A 15,753-nucleotide genomic window follows, 5' to 3' on the forward strand; every position below is an offset into this window, starting at 1 on the left:
AGAGTGGGTTGCCGTGGCAATCTCTTCAAAAGGAGTAGTATTCATACCAACGAGACTGCTTCGCTCCGTGCCTCCGCTCGCAGTGACGTCTCCGGTCGGTAAGACTGCTGCGTCGCTCGATTTCTATCGGGGCTCCTCGCAGTGACGTACGCGGCAGTCAAGTACGCGGCCGTGGACCGTCAACCGTGGACTGTTGTCTAAATTATAGGACTGCTTCGCTCCGTGCCTCCGCTCGCAGTGACGTCTCCGGACTATTTCCACGTCATTGCGAGGAGGTAAACGTAAGCTTAAGAATATCATGAAGCCTTACACCGACGAAGCAATCTCATATAAAAGGGACCAGTAATCCCAAAAATGAGACTGCCGCGTCGCCCTCAGGGGCTCCTCGCAGTGACGTACGCGGCAGTGGACCGTGGACTGTCGACCGTTGACCAAGCTCAGCTTCACAACCATTAACAAGCATGAAAAAATTTCTATTCACATGCTTCCTGGCACCCGTATGTCTAATTGGAAGCACCTCTTTTCTGAGTCAAGTTGCTCAGTCACCCGGAGCCGATTTCCCTCATAGGTCGGTCTCCAATCGGGAGGGGGAAACCCTTCCCGATAATTTGCCGGGCAGACTCTACCTGGAGTTGGCCACCTCAGTTGCCGCGGACTCCCTCGACCTGAGATTCTGGGACCATCTGGTTTCTGACCGGATGACCGTCAATCCTGGAATTCCTATTTCAGTCCCTGCCATAGAAGGGAACATGTTTGAGGGTAGCCGCAGCTATTATGTGTTTGAGGTGCCACTTCCCCAAGTTGACTCCTATGGCTTTTTCTCCATTGGAAGAGGGAAAAATACCCTGGGCAAACATTGGTTTTATTTCCCCTCAGACCGGGTGCGCCTTCGGGCAGACCTGCTCTCCGGCTCCCTTATTTTTGGAGGTCCGGATGCCGATTTCTATCGGCTTCAACACGAGGTGGATCTGGCTTTTAAAGAAGTCCAGTTCAACACCGACCCGGTTCTGTTCTCCTCTTCAGATTCCTTCCTTCAGGATTCCCTCACTGCCAAGCTTTGGGAGCAATCCCAAACCAAGCCGGAAGATCTCTATGTGAAAATGAGACTGATCAATAGCTCTGAAGCTGCCTGGTCGGAGTTTGAGCAGTTTGTCGAACTCCCTTGGCTTGGCCATCCGGCAATGGAAGTGCTGGACCGATACGTGGGCAAAATTTCACAGGAAAGGCTGGAACTGGTAGAAACAGGGATCAGGGGTCGGCTGCTTTTTCAGGGAATCAACAAAGCGGAACTGGCCTGGCCCCTGATTCAAAATGATCCTTCCAAACTGGCGAAAGTCAGAGAATGGGTCGATGGGTATTTCCTCAAAGAAATCACCTACTCCTATCCGCAATTGGCACAAGGGGTCTATCAGTGGTCACTGATGGGGTCAATGGCCCTTAGAAAACCAATCCAGCAGGTTTTTGCTGCCTTACCCAATCCCTTGAGAGAGGAGGTCATTGCCTTCTACATCCTGGACAACTTCAACCGAATGGAAGACCGGCTTCCGGATATCATTGCCCAAAACCTCCCCTTGGTTGAATCACCTTGGATCATTGAGCGACTGAATCACTTACTGGAAACAGGACAAAAGGAATTTGTTCCGACGGGTATGTTGAAAGAGGATGGAAATGTACTTGATCCGAACTTGATCAAGGGGAAAACCCTGCTAATCCACTTTTGGATCAACGGATGCAAGTTCTGTCTCTATGACCATCAGACAGTCATGAAGGAGCTGAGTGCGAAGTTCCAGAATGATCCAAATGTCCTGATTCTGACCGTAAATGCCGACCCGGATGCCCAAACCTGGAAGATGGGTCTCGAGAGTGGAGACTACACCTCCCCGGAGGAATTGAATACCTGGGTTCCAAAAGGTTCCGGCATTCTGGAGACCTATGGGATTCATTCCTTTCCCCAAAAAATGATTATCGGTCCCGACGGCAAAGTCAGGCTTCAGACCATAGATCGGATGGATACAGAAGAACTGTACCGCCGATTAATGGAGGTTTCCAAATCCTCCCCATCAACCATTTCCCCACTTAATCCTTAACCTCATGAAAAAAACACTCCTACTTCTAGTACTATGGAGCTTGTCGGGGTCACTCTATTCCCGACAGAATCCCTTGGAAGTCCTTTCCGGTTCGGTCTATTCCAGTGAAGGATTTCCACTTCCCGGAGCCTTTGTCTCCCTTGAATCCACAGAATATAGAGCTGTAACGGATGAAGAGGGAAACTTTCAGCTCAGCGCACCCGCTGGGGACTATGTGCTGATTGTGACCTATATCGGGATGGAAACCTTCAGGGAAGCTATTTCTCTGCCAACGTCCACCAAGCCAAGGATTATTCTCAAACCTGAAGAATTCAGTTTGGAATCGGTGGATGTGGTGTCCACCGGTTACCAAACGCTTCCCAAAGAACGGGCAACCGGATCCTTTGTGCTTCTGGATAGCCAGTTGGTCCAGCGTAGAGTGGGTCCCGGAATTTTGGAAAGACTGGAGGATGTTACTCCCGGTCTGATATTCAACAAAGGTCCTCAGGCTGCAAATGATCCAATCTCCATTCGGGGCAGAGGTACGATCTTTTCCAATACTGCCCCTTTGATTATTGTGGACAATTTTCCCTATGACGGTCCGATTGAAAACATCAACCCAAATGACGTGGTCAGCATTTCAGTTTTGAAGGATGCCGCGGCGGCTTCCATCTGGGGTGCCCGAGCTGGAAATGGTGTAATCGTGATTTCCACACAAAGAGCCAGGATGAAACAGCCCCTTTCGGTAAGCTTCAATTCCAACTTTACATTCACTGAGCCTCGGGATCTGTTTTATACACCCCAAATGTCCATCCCGGAATTTATCGAAATTGAAAAATTGCTATTTGGAAGAAACTTCTACCGCAGTTTGGAAACCAATGCCAACAAGCCCAAACTATCACCGGCAGTGGAGACCTTCATTGCACTCCGGGATCGAAAAATTACCCAGGAAGAGGCAGATGCAAGAATCCAGCTTTATGGGGATTCGGATAACCGAAGAGACATTCAATCCTATTATTTACAGCCGGGGTTCAACCAACAGTATGCGATTTCTGTCAGCGGGGGAGGGGAACATTCGGCTCAGAATTTTTCCATAGGATATGACAAAATCCAGTCGGATATCATTGGGAATAGTGGCGCTCGCTGGACCATTGCTACCGGAAGCCAGTGGAATTTTCTTAAGGACCGAGTAAAAGCAGGGGTTCAGCTCAATTTTTCCAACCAGAATAATGGATCAACCACCTCCTTGCCTTTTGGCTATGCCTATGATCGCTTGGCCGATGAAAAGGGCAATCCCTTGACTATTGCCAATACTTACAGTACCCGATACATCGAATCCATCCAAGGAAAGGGTTTATTGGACTGGACTTACACTCCTTTGAAAGAAATTAGACAGCTAGACTACCGCACAGAGGCTTATGACCTTCGGGTAAGCCCTTCCATGCAGTTTCAAGTCACAAAAGGGCTAGAATTGGGTCTTTATTACCAATACTGGAGGAACCTTTCCCAATCCGAAAACCGGGATCCGATGAGCTTGTTTACCACCAGGGATTTGATCAATCGGTATACGCAAGTAGCTCAGGATGGAACCCTCAGTTATCCGGTTCCGGTCGGTGAAGTGCTTTCTGTAGGCAACTCCGAGGCCTATTCCCATACATTTAGACCCCAGCTTTCCTATCAAAGGGAATGGCTTGAGTCCCATTTTGTCAACGTCTTGGCAGGGGCTGAGGTCAGGGATTTGCAGGCGGAGAATTGGAGTACCCGATACTATGGATATCGGGATGATATGGGTACCAGTATTCCGGTAGACCTGGTCACCCGTTATCCCTTCTATTACAACAAGGGGCAGCAGGGATCAATTTTATCCGGAAATACCCTTGGGGGGAGAATAGACCGATTTGTTTCTTACTATGCCAATCTGGGCTATGATTTCAGGCACCGATATTTCCTGACTGCCAGCATTCGGAAAGACCAGGCAAATATATTTGGGGTAGATGCCAATCTCCGGGGGGTACCGCTTTGGTCAGCGGGAGGAGGCTGGATTGTATCGGAGACTTTCTCGGAGGCTATTTCCAAGATGCCTTTTGTTAAACTTCGGGCAACCTATGGCTCCTCGGGGAATGTGGACAAAAGCCTTTCGGCCGATGTGACAGCCCAGTACATTTCCTTTCAGTTTTTTGATATTTTGCCCCAGCTAAGGGCAGCATCGATAGTAAATCCTCCCAATCCTGACCTGAGATGGGAGAAAATAAGCACAAGCAATTTGGCTTTGGATTTGGAAACCCAAAACGGATTTCTGGCTGGTACAGTGGAGGTTTATTCCAAAAAAGGAACGGATCTGTTGGGAAATTATTCAGTCCCTGCATCTTTGGGACTCACCGGCTTTACCGGCAATTTCGCAGAAACCCAGGTGAAAGGAATTGATCTGGATTTAAGCCTGAGGTGGTTTAGAAATGAGTTTTCCTGGACTTCAACATTTCTTTACAGTGGATTGAAGGAGGAGGTATTGGATTTTGAACGCTTACCCACCGTTTCAAATCTTTTGGGAACCGCATTTTCTCCAACCCCTCAGCCCATAGTGGGTCGCCCACTTTACGGAATCTATACCTATGCTTGGGGAGGACTGGATCCTCAAAATGGGAATCCAAGGGGGATTTTAGACGGTGAACCCAGTTCTGATTACCTGGCTATTTCCCGGGGGGCTACCATTGATAATCTTCAGTACCACGGACCGGCAAGACCCACATCTTTTGGGGCCTTCAGAAATGATTTTGCCTACCGGGGATTTTCCCTGTCGCTCAACATTTCGTATCGCCTAGGCTACTACTATAAACGAAGGTCGATTGACTATTTTACCCTCCTTCGGGGAGAAATCGGACATGGCGATTATGACAACAGATGGCAGCAGCCCGGAGATGAGGAGTTTACACAAATCCCTTCCCTGCCAGCTACTGCGGATACCCGGAGAAATGCTTTCTACTCCAATTCAGCGGTCTTGGTTGAAAGAGGGGATCACATTCGCCTGAATGACATCCGTCTATCCTACACCTGGGATAAGCTGAGTATTCCTAACCTACCATTTAAAACACTTCAGCTGTATGGATATGCGGGAAATCTGGGACTGATCTGGAAAGCCTCAGAGGATGCTTTGGATCCTGATTTCCAAACAGCCAAACCCCTGCGTTCATTTTCAGCAGGATTGAAAATGGATTTCTAAGCTCTTAAAAAAAGGGTAAAAGGAGGTGCTTTCTTCATAAGGTCAGTTGATAAACCCAAAATTCCTCCCGGCAGAATTGCTTCTGCCACCCTTTTAATCTAAAACCTAATAGGTATATCTGGAACCTTGCATGTAGCCAAAGGATAAAAAAGGTTTGGTTTTGGCATTTGGCAAATTCCCCCTTCCCAAGGGGGCAAGGGGGATTCTTCCATTCAGCTTAATTCAAATATTATCAATACGCGAAATATTGCGAACAATCATAAAACTTAATAACACCATGAAAAAGATATTGAAAAACCTATGCTTGACTCTTGTAGGGTTTGCAACCCTTTCCTGTGATGGATTTTTGGAAGAAAAGCCCGTGAAATCCATTCTGGTTCCAAGCACCTTGGAGGATGTCAGAGCGCTTCTTGACAATTATACCACCCTCAATGATAATACCCTGATCAGTTTTATTCTCTCAGACGATTGGATGACTAGTACAGGCAACTGGCAAACGCTGCAACCTTGGGAGCAAAATTCCTATTTATGGAAATCGGAAGTTTTTGATCCTTTGGAGCGATCCACGGACTACAGTAAGCTTCATCGAAAAATTTTCTTCGCCAACAATTGCCTGGAGATTCTGGACCGGCTTTCAGAAAATTCGATTCAGGCGGATAATCTGAGAGGAGAAGCTTTATTTGTCAGGTCGCTGGCATTGTACCAACTGGCTCAGCTCTTCCTGCCTCATCCGGCAAGTTCCGAAGCCGACTTACTCAGAATTCCGGTTCGATTTACAGGTAATGTCAGCGACAAAAGTGAGATGCTTACCATTAAGGAAATCTTAGCCCGAGTCGAACAGGATTTGAATTTGTCCCTGAACTTGCTTCCGGTAAAAGCCGGATATCCCAATCGTCCGGAACAAAGAACATCCCATGCGCTTTTGTCTAGCTTATACCTTTACGAAGGCAAATATGATAAAGCATTGGAGTCGGCTCAGCAGGTTTTGGGTTCCAATCCCGCACTTTTGAACTATAAGGAGATTAACCCAAATAATCCTTACCCCTTCCCGCTCTTCAACAAAGAAACGCTGTACTACGGAGTCACCAGCAGTTTTTCAGTGACAGCCAGCTCTGCCACCTTTGTGAACCGTGAGTTGTATCAGGTTTATTCAGCAAATGACCTAAGAAAGAAACTCTTTTTCAGTCTGGATGCTCAGGGGAATGCGCTCTTTCGGGGTTCTTATTTGGGAGATTTTAACCTGTTTTCCGGACTGAGTCTTTCAGAAGTTCTTTTGAATGGGGCGGAAGCGGCATTTCGAACAGGAAATGCAGAACAGGGAAAGACCTTGTTGACACAGTTGGCATTAAATCGTTATCAGAATTTGGCGATTTGGCAACAAGAAGTAGGGATTCCTAATCTATCCACAGTACTGGAGGAAAGAAGAAAGGAATTAGTTTTCAGGGCAAGCAGGTGGGCAGACATGAAAAGGCTGGCTGCTATTGGCGACTTGGAATTACCAATGGTTAGAGAAATAGGAGGCCAATCCTATCTATTGAACAGCAATTCCCAGTTTGTGTTGAGTTTGCCTCCCATCGAGATGGAATTGGAAGGATTATAAAAAAGCCCGGGACAAATTCCCGGGCCCAATCCTTCAATTGATTTCCTATCAATTGGCAGGCGGAAGAGTTCCTCTTTTCACAAAGATTCTGTCTTCACCTGGATTGATGGGACTGCCATTCACTGCATCATGAAGACATTCCACATCATCCTGCTGATCACAGGTATAGGTACTTGGTCCCGGAGTTATTCCGGTGACATTGTACCATTGGCCGGCGGATTCTCCATAGACATTCATAGGCATGTCTTTAGGTGAAAATGCCACTGCTGCGAAAGCTCCCAGTACCAATGCAAGCACAGGGAGCAATTTTGAAAGTTTATTCATCGTTGAGGACCCTTTTTTGACCGATCAAAAAGGGACAAACCGTTTCATTTGGTTGCCTACTCTGGAAAGGGTTTTCGGCATCTCCCTGTAGGAGGCTCATTGGGATTTGGCTTGTCTCTCACCCCAAGCCACGAGAGAAATGATCCTCTTTTTTTATTGATATTTTTTGGCAGATCAGTTTTTCATCTGTTTGTCTGATTCTGCCCGGAGCGGTGGGCCCACCTCACCGCTCCATTTTTTAACTATTGAGGTGAATCCCTTTTTCGATATCCTTTATTCGATATTCGACATTCGACATTTTTTCGACTTTTCAGCTTTCAGACTTTAATCTATTTGAATTACCCAATTACCAATCTTAAAACCCTGGCTGGGTCGAATTTGTAATTCGACCCTAATATCCTTTGGGATTTGTAATCCCATTTCCCATTCCATCTTGCTGGCATTCTATGCTTATTTCCAAATCCCATTCTCGTTGTCCTGCTTCTCCACCGATCCGAATCGGTGCTGGACAATATATCATCGGGCCAATATCTCCATACCTCGGCCTAATCAGCCAGTTACCCATGGTACCCTGTACCCTTTAATGGATTTTGATCTTTTTTACCGTGGATTCCGCTCGGTTGGTGAGCGGAGTCGAACCACACCCATGGCTACCAAGATTTGACCCCTTTGGGGCCAGTCTGGAATGAATGTGGTGACCACTTTCTTTTATTGGACAAACTCAACATCCGGTAACCAGCTTTTCAGGCCCCACCGGCAATTCTTAACATTTAACTCTTAACGATTAACGCTTAATATTTAATCCCCTCACCCCTTTCCCTCTATCCATAGTCCATAAATCGAAGTCCCAATCAAGCCCAGATTCATCCAGAAATGCTCTGCCCATCCAAGACTTTCGATGATTCCCGCGCAGTTGCAAGGAACTCTGGGGAATGCTCCAACCCAGATCAATCCCACATAGGTGGTAAAAACTGACAGCAACAAGATGCTGCCTAGGTATCCCCACCATCTTGTTTTTGAAAAGAGCAGTAGCAGGGCAAGAAGCAACTCAACTCCAGGTACTGAATAGCTTAAGATTTCAGCCAGCCATGAAGGAAAAACCTGATTGTGAAAGGAATTTCGGCTTTCTTCAAACCGGATAAACTTTTCGATTCCGGTGTAAACCCAAACAAACAGGATAAAGGAAGAAATCAGATCCGGGTACTTTAAGGATTTTGGGCTTTCTGTTTCCATATGATCTTCAATGAATAAATTACATGGCCTTATTTCCCTAAAAAGAGGGCCACTCTACTTTATTGAAGAAAATTATTCGGTACAAGTACTTGAATACAAGGCCATTCGCCTCGAAATGAAAATTTTTTGCGTTTTCAAGCCAAATGGCCAGATTTCTATAAATTTTTTTTATCGTAATATATAAATGGTGATATTTTTTAGTTTGAGATAGCTATTTTTCCCATGCTTCCCCGGCGAATCAGATGGATTAAGCTGTACTAATCTGAATGCCGAGGTCCTTTAAAATTTTCATTGAACCTATTTTTTCTAAAACAGATGGAGATTTTGATAAAAAAAATGAAGCAGGATTACGACTCTTTGCATCCTGTTTCCGAAGAATTGTATCACCTACTTTCCCGTCACCTGATAGTAAGAAGGTACAGAAAAGGAGATGTGATCAAACCTGTATATCAGGAAGAACGCGCAAGCCGGTACATATGCCGTGGGCATGTTGGTGTCTATTTTGAACAAAGTCAGGGATTGGCTCTTGGTTATGTAGGTCGGGAGACCGATACAGTTTTTGATATGGTTTCCTATTCTGGTGAACTTAAGTCAAACATTGAAATAAGAGCGATTTCAGAAGTGGTCATTCTTGAATTTCCAAAAGAAAATGAACAATTGGTGGTCAAAAGATACCCTGATTTTGCCCAGTTGGGTATTTTGATCAACCACCGGATTCAAGAACGGATGTCTCAACAAATGACCATATTGAGATCTCCCATGCTGGAAGGGTACCCCAAATTCTGTCAGCTTTTTCCAGGTATTGAGGATTTATTACATTATCAGGATTGGGCTGATCTTTTTGCAACAAGTACCAGAACAGTTGGTCGGGTATTCACTGAATTAGCTAAAGGAAACCATGAACAATCGTCAACTTGAGTTTCCTTCAGCTCTTTCCCTTCAAGTAATTGATCTGGACAGGGATTGCTTGAGATGGGCTTGGAAAAATGGGATTTTGGTTTCACCTGAGCAGGTGGAAAGTTTTCGCCGTCAGAAAATCAACTGGTTTGCAGCTTACCTGTATCCTGAATTGGAGGCAGAGCGGTTAAAGGTGCTGATGCGATTTTTCCTTTGCCTATTTCGCATTGATGACGGTATGGATAATTGGACCAATGAGGACTCCTATCTGCTGTTGAAAGCACTTGAAAAAAGAGGATCCTGGGAAGGCAAGCCTGAGTTTTCCTCCTTAAGGCAACATACCTTGAGTTTGTTCCGAAGAATTTCACGTTGGTCCAATTCTGAAATCTGGCGCAAGGAGTGGAAGGAGAATTGGATTCTTTATTTGGAAGGCCTTGGCTGGGAACTCACTCTCAAGGCTGAAAACAAGGTTCCCGAATTAAATGACTATCAACAGAATAGAGGATTTAGTTCTGGGGTTTTTCTAGCCTTCCAACTTCTCAGAATAGATTGCTATTCACCTTCTTGCGGAATGTTGAAAATGGAACAATTAATTTCCAGACTCATCACATTGTCCAATGATATTGGGTCTTTTGAAAAGGAAAGGCGTCAGGGAGATTTTCAAAATGAGCTTATACTTTTGGAAGGAATTATTGGTTTGGATTCCGCGAAAAGGCGGGTAAAAAAGGAATTGGAAAGGCTCAAATGGCAAATTTTAGGTTTGGGAGACTACTTGACAAAACATGAGAGTGACACCAAACCTTGGGTAGAATCGGCATTGCTTTTAGCAGGAGGTTGTCAAGCTTGGTCGGAAGAAAGCATTCGGTATTTATCAAGGATTAACGGAACAGTAAAATCCCACTAATGGAAAGGAGTAGGAAATGCTCAAAAAACGATGTGTCATCTATGCTAAAGACATACAGCGGATTACAGGGAGAAGCGAGCGATATAGCCATGAGGTGTTGAAAAAAATCCGCAATCTGGTCGATAAGGAAAAGGGTCAGTTTGTGACGGTAGCTGAATTTTCTGCCTTCTCCGGCATTCCGGAAGAGGAGTTGCAGGAATACCTTTATTGATTCAAATTCAGGGTACGAGGCTTTTCCAATAAAGTCTTGGTTTTTGGGAGCGGCCAATTGTGCTTTTCTCCATCCACTTCGATTCATTTCAGGAATTGTATAGACTCATAGTGTTCCTTTAGTATGAGTTTCTCCCTGCTTTAGACCGGGTTTCTCCCTTTTTCCATCGGATTGGAGGTGGGAGAAAATAGGAACAATCAATGGTTGGAGCTTGAGGTGAGGCTCCAATCAAAGGAATGTAGCACAGTTTCTTAAAATTTAATGTCTCATTCATTTACATATGGCAAAATCACAAAATCCATTGCTCAGTCAATTGAGCGGTAAACTCGGCAATCTGGTAGTCTATCAACTGATGGGAAAAACGGTAATAAGGAGAAGACCCGATCCCGGCAAGCTCTATCGCCCCAGCAAGCTCCAAAAATTTAACCAAGCCGCCTTTAGGCAGATTCAACAGTTTCTTCTTCCCCTAAAAGATCTTCTTGATTTTGGATTTGGAGAATATACCGAAGGAATGAAAAAAGGAATCCATCTGGCCATGTCTTGGGCAATGAAACATGCGGTGTATGGAAATGAGGGAGTTGTAATGCTCCAAAATACTGCCTTTAGGATTTCAAAGGGAGACCTTCCACTTCCTCAGGGAGTTGAAATTCTTAAATTATCTCCAACATGGGTCCGAATAAACTGGAATTCTGGGGGTAGTTTGGGAAGTGCGCGAGTAACGGATAGTACTTGGGTCGTTCTTTATCATCCAAAATCAAAAAAATATCAGGAAATCCGGGAAGGCTCCCATCGCTCCAATGATAGTCAGGAAATACACCTGCAAGGAATATTCAAGGAAAGCGGAGTATTGCTTTTTCTGGCTTTTTACCGCAAGTTGGGATTGCAAAAAATTAGGTTTTCTGATTCTTTATGTTTTGAAATTCCTTAGACACAACCGAATTCCGTTCTTCAAAGCCCCATTTTGGGGCTTTTTTTATGCTCGGAATTTTAGGTTTTGGTGCAGGATTATACATAAACCGCAAAAGCCTGCAAGGAATGCACATTCAATTGATCATCAGTCTGCTAGCCATCAATTTAGGTCCATGTTTCACTTAAACCCCATTGAAAATGGCAAAGCAAACAGGAGTAATTACACTCAAAGGACCAGTCGGTAGACTTTCCTTTTACAAGACCAGAAACGGCTACCTCGCCCGTGAAAAGGGAGGGATAGAAAAGTCCAGGATCATGAATGATCCCCGTTTTGCGCGTACCCGGGAAAACATCCGGGAATTCACTGACAATGCCACCGCTTCCAAGCTGCTGCGGGATGCACTAAGACCGGTGATCTCCAAGATCGGCGATAAACGCCTCAACCTCCGGATCACTCAGGTGATGATGCAGGTATTGAAGTCCGATGAATCCAGTGTCAGGGGAGACCGCAAGGTTAAACTCGGCAACTGGGACCTACTCAAGGAAATGGAGCTAAATGCGGGTTCATCGCTAAGCAGCACCCTGTTTTTCGAGATTCAAACCAGCGATACAGCCAGTGCCTGGCAGGTGCAGTTGCCCGCTTTTGTTCCCGGCGACATGATTGCCCTTCCGGTTGGAGCTACCCATTACCGGATTTCCGCTACAGGGGTAGCGGTGGACTTTGATCTGGGTACCCGAACTGTCATAGGTTCCACTACAGGTTCAATGTCAGTGTTGGATTCTGCCGTAGCTCAATCCCTTTCGGTAGACAAAGGGCAGCTCAGCGGAACGCATTTCGTGTATTTGCTGACAGTGGAATTTATCCAGATCGTCAACGGAGTGGAATACGCCATCAACAACGGCGCCCACAATGCGGCCAAGATCCTGGGTACGAGCAAAACTGTCTGATGCGTCTCCTGCTTAAACGCAGGTATACTCCCCGGCATACGCTGGGGAGGCTTTACCTGGGAAGTCGGCTGCTCTGCTGTATCCGGGAAGCCCCCAAATCCTGCTACTCTCCTCAGAGGCACTGCATGCCTGAGGGAGTCTATGAATTGGAGCCGGTTCACGGGGAGGAGAGCGGATGGGCGATCCGGGTTGGAGAAGTAGGGTGGATCCGTCAGGTAGGACCGGATCGGATACCCGGACAGTTGGAAATGGCACCGGTTACCGAGTTTCAAACCGGGGCAAAACCCACCTTCACCCGATTGGCCTTTCAAAAGCTGCTCGATGAATTGGGCAACCTGTGGGAGAGGGGAGAGGTGGTGGAGCTTCAGGTGACGGGAGCGGAGATTCCTTATCGTTTATCCGCATGTCGGATGCCCAACTTCTCCTGATGGTCACAGGAGCGATCCTTTCGCTGCTGCTCTCGGTCATCGCTTTTTTCCTGAAGTTTCTGGTACAGGACTTCAGGAAGTTGCAGGGAGATTTTATGGAACTCAAAGTCCGCCAGGAAAGCCTGAGGGCTGAGATTGACCGAATCTCCGAGGTGCTGTTTTTACTCAAAAAACAGTTGATCAGGAATGCGAGACATTCTTATCCGAAGTAAACCAAAACGAAAAATCGAACAACAAATCATGGATTTAATCACAGAAATCAAGGAACGGGCACAGGCCCCAACACCTCCATTCTTTCAGGTGTTGAAGCGGCTTGGGCTGATGATTGCTGCAATAGGGCTGGGAGTGTTGACCGCCCCCGGAGAATTGCCGGAAATCCTTATGACCTATGCAGGCCACGCATTGACTGCGGGGACGATTCTGGTCAGCATCTGTCAACTGACAGTGGACGAAAGCAGACTGGAGGAAAAGTTGCTAAATTCGGTCAAATAGGCTAATAAAGTCGAATGACCAGATTAAAACCGGGCGGGTCTCCTTCCCGGTTTTTTACTTTCTTAATTGTCCAACCGATGCCAGTCTCCCGACTTTATTGTCTTTACTAATTTCTCAAATTGGATTCCATCTTGCTGCCTTCATATTCCGTCCTCCAAATCTCCAATCTCATTACCGGATAATAGTCGTCGGTTGGGCCATGCAGGATTTATGGTTTTTGGATCTGCGGAAAACCGTAAAGAAAACAGGTTAGCACCTGAGTGGGCGAAGGTGATCCACCTGTTTTTAGGTTTGTAGCAGAGTCAAAAATCAAATCGAAAACAAATTAAAAGTGGATAAGAGAACCTCACCGATTTGAAGTAAAGCCTTAGGCCCAAGGCTTTTTGGTTACTTTTTGGCCGCCAAAAAGTGACGAAGGAAGGGCTAAAACCATGGTGATTTTTTTTCTGCAGATAGTAGCTGCCTTGTTCAGCATTTTTAATTCGGAGCCTTTGTTCCAGGATTTGCAATCCAACTCCCCAAACTCCAATTCTCGATTTGTTTTCCATCTTGCTGGCTTCATATTCCGTCCTCCAAATCTCCAATCTCATTACCGGATAATAGTCGTCGGTTGGGCCATGCAGGATTTACGGTTTTTGGATCTGCGGAAAACCGTAAAGAAAACAGGTTAGCTCCTGAGTATTGGAAGGAGATCCACCTGTTTTTAGGTTTGGAGCAGAGCCAAAAATCAAATCGAAAACAAATTAAGACTGGATAAGAGAACCTCACCGATTTGAAGTAAAGCCTGGGGCCCAAGGCTTTTTGGTTACTTTTTGGCCGCCAAAAAGTGACGAAAGAAAAAAGTTTAGGGAAGGTAAATTTTAATAAACCACAGTCAATTTTTCACCATGCTGGCATCATATCCTGTTTTCCAAATCAAAATCCTTGGCCAACGCTGTATAAAACGCATATTTATTTAACCCGGGGTCGCACCAAAAACTATTAAAAGACAGACCTCGTCAGGCTCCTGATTTTCCCCTTAAGGGTCGAGTCCTAATCATTCACTAATCGGTTATCCGAATTTCCAATCTCATTTCTGGATAATTGTCGTTGGCTGGGCCATGCAGGATTTACGGTTTTTGGATCTGCGGAAAACCGTGATAACCTGACAACAGCGCAGCGGATAACCCTTCAAGATTGCTTCGTCGTACCTCCTCGCAATGACGTATCCAACACCTCCAAATAAATCCCTTCCAACTCCTCTACCATCCTTTTCATGCTGAATTTTTCTATAACCCGTTCCCGTGCTGCCAAAGCCATTTTCTGTTGAAGTTCAGGATCTTCCAACAATTGAATGCAATAATCTACCAGGCCTTCCCACTCCTCAATTTCAGTCAAAAAACCCTGCTTTCCCTGTTGGATGACTTCCCCGATTCCTCCTGCTCGGGTAGCCACTACCGGTACCTCACAGGACATCGCTTCCAGCATTGCAATCGGTAAGCCTTCAAATTCCGAAGTACTCAGGTAAATATCCATGATGCTCAGATAGGGCACCACTTCCTTTTGGACACCCACCCAATGGAAGTGATTTGCCTTTCCGGATTTCTTGATTAGGCTAAGGATTTTTTCTCTCCATTCTCCATCTCCAACCAGCAAAAAATGAGTTTCCGGGCATTTTTCCAGAATTTTCAAGGCAATATCCACCCACAGCCACAGCCGCTTTTGGGATCTAAAAACAGCGACTTTTCCAATGACAGAAGCATGTTGAGGGATGCCAAGAGCGGATTTTAAGTCTTCTCCCTTCGGACCAAGTGACTTCTTTCCCCAGGATAGTGCCTCGCTTTCAGTTGAGGGATTGTGAGAGCCGCCTCTTCTAAACACCTCCGTATTTACTCCATTTTGAACAACCCGGACTTTGAGTCTCCCACCTCTTTTGTAGGGATCCCAAATGGAATTGAGTCGCATGGACAAGGCTACCTCATTGGAAACAGCTATGGCTACATCCTGATGTTTGAAGGTAATACGGTTTCCAAAATTGGAAATCTTATTGTACCGTTCCCAGGTATTGTGCTCGGTGTAGACGATCGGGATGGAAAGTTGTCTTCCAACGAACCTCGCCAAAATTCCCGCCCAAGGAAGGTGGGCATGGATGATGTCAAATCCATGCTCCAGAACAAAATGCTTTACTTTTTTGATTTGAAAGAAAAGCTCAAGATTGCCGGAAGGAATTAGGTGAACCTGGATTCCTGCTTTTTCCAGTTCATCCTTGATGTTTTCTTCCTGATGAAAAAAATAAAGGCAATGAAACTCAAATCGGTTTTGGTCATGAACTAGGGCTGTTTCCGGAATCAATTTTTCGGCACCACCCCGCCCAAGGCTTTTAATCAGGTGTAGGACTTTTATTCGCTTGGGATTGGAATCGGACTTCATTGCACCTGCAAGTTGGGAAATTTTGTCCTAACCCCTTTCAAGGCTCTTGACATTGCAGCCAAATGGTATTGAAAATGAGGGGATTGGATTTTTAAGTTTGGTTTTCAACAGTCTG

Annotated in this window: 14 protein-coding genes; 11 read left to right on the top strand and 3 right to left on the bottom strand. The window is 45.7% G+C overall.

What is annotated here, in order from left to right:
• Nucleotides 1–461 precede the first annotated feature (461 nt).
• The 3 genes from D0X99_RS16975 (at nt 462) to D0X99_RS16985 (ending at nt 6,883) form a co-directional block, all read left to right on the top strand.
• Nucleotides 462–2,087, top strand: a complete 1,626-nt coding sequence (locus tag D0X99_RS16975) for a TlpA family protein disulfide reductase (RefSeq protein WP_119479057.1) — start codon at nt 462–464, stop codon at nt 2,085–2,087.
• Between the two features lie 4 nt (nt 2,088–2,091).
• A complete protein-coding gene (locus D0X99_RS16980) occupies nt 2,092–5,283 on the top strand; it encodes a SusC/RagA family TonB-linked outer membrane protein (RefSeq protein WP_119479058.1) in 3,192 nt (1,063 codons plus the stop codon).
• Nucleotides 5,284–5,560: 277 nt separating this feature from the next.
• Entirely contained in the window at nt 5,561–6,883 is a 1,323-nt protein-coding gene (locus D0X99_RS16985) for a RagB/SusD family nutrient uptake outer membrane protein (RefSeq protein WP_119479059.1), read from the top strand.
• A gap of 48 nt (nt 6,884–6,931) precedes the next feature.
• Here D0X99_RS16985 and D0X99_RS16990 read toward each other — a convergent pair whose 3' ends face one another.
• The gene (locus D0X99_RS16990) at nt 6,932–7,207 is read right to left on the bottom strand and encodes a hypothetical protein (RefSeq protein ID WP_147392252.1); all 276 of its coding nucleotides are present in this window, start codon (nt 7,205–7,207) and stop codon (nt 6,932–6,934) included.
• 807 nt (nt 7,208–8,014) lie between these two features.
• A complete protein-coding gene (locus D0X99_RS16995; protein ID WP_119479061.1) occupies nt 8,015–8,440 on the bottom strand; it encodes a MauE/DoxX family redox-associated membrane protein in 426 nt (141 codons plus the stop codon).
• Nucleotides 8,441–8,755: 315 nt separating this feature from the next.
• Between D0X99_RS16995 and D0X99_RS17000 the strand changes: the two genes are divergently transcribed.
• From D0X99_RS17000 to D0X99_RS17035, 8 genes are all read left to right on the top strand, one after another.
• Complete coding sequence (locus D0X99_RS17000; RefSeq protein WP_119479062.1) at nt 8,756–9,358, top strand: Crp/Fnr family transcriptional regulator; 603 nt, start codon at nt 8,756–8,758, stop codon at nt 9,356–9,358.
• Nucleotides 9,339–10,241 (top strand): terpene synthase family protein, encoded by a 903-nt coding sequence (locus D0X99_RS17005; RefSeq protein WP_119479063.1) that lies wholly within the window; start codon nt 9,339–9,341, stop codon nt 10,239–10,241. The genes D0X99_RS17000 and D0X99_RS17005 overlap by 20 nt, the downstream gene beginning before the upstream one ends.
• Nucleotides 10,242–10,257: 16 nt before the next feature.
• Nucleotides 10,258–10,452, top strand: a complete 195-nt coding sequence (locus D0X99_RS17010) for a hypothetical protein (RefSeq protein WP_119479064.1) — start codon at nt 10,258–10,260, stop codon at nt 10,450–10,452.
• A gap of 280 nt (nt 10,453–10,732) precedes the next feature.
• Nucleotides 10,733–11,380, top strand: coding sequence for a DUF6266 family protein (locus D0X99_RS17015; RefSeq protein WP_119479065.1), 648 nt, complete (start codon nt 10,733–10,735; stop codon nt 11,378–11,380).
• 179 nt (nt 11,381–11,559) lie between these two features.
• The gene (locus tag D0X99_RS17020; protein ID WP_119479066.1) at nt 11,560–12,309 is read left to right on the top strand and encodes a hypothetical protein; all 750 of its coding nucleotides are present in this window, start codon (nt 11,560–11,562) and stop codon (nt 12,307–12,309) included.
• Nucleotides 12,309–12,737, top strand: coding sequence for a DUF5675 family protein (locus D0X99_RS17025; RefSeq protein ID WP_147392253.1), 429 nt, complete (start codon nt 12,309–12,311; stop codon nt 12,735–12,737). Before D0X99_RS17020 ends, D0X99_RS17025 begins: the two co-directional genes overlap by 1 nt.
• A complete protein-coding gene (locus tag D0X99_RS17030; RefSeq protein ID WP_147392254.1) occupies nt 12,713–12,949 on the top strand; it encodes a hypothetical protein in 237 nt (78 codons plus the stop codon). Before D0X99_RS17025 ends, D0X99_RS17030 begins: the two co-directional genes overlap by 25 nt.
• Nucleotides 12,950–12,977: 28 nt before the next feature.
• Entirely contained in the window at nt 12,978–13,229 is a 252-nt protein-coding gene (locus D0X99_RS17035; RefSeq protein WP_233553746.1) for a hypothetical protein, read from the top strand.
• 1,170 nt (nt 13,230–14,399) lie between these two features.
• Here D0X99_RS17035 and D0X99_RS17045 read toward each other — a convergent pair.
• Nucleotides 14,400–15,638 carry a glycosyltransferase gene (locus D0X99_RS17045; protein WP_119479071.1) on the bottom strand — a complete coding sequence of 413 codons (1,239 nt, stop codon included), beginning with the start codon at nt 15,636–15,638 and terminating at the stop codon, nt 14,400–14,402.
• Nucleotides 15,639–15,753: the final 115 nt, after the last annotated feature.

The organism is Algoriphagus lacus, from assembly GCF_003583985.1.
GTDB classification, from domain to species: Bacteria; Bacteroidota; Bacteroidia; order Cytophagales; family Cyclobacteriaceae; genus Algoriphagus; species Algoriphagus lacus.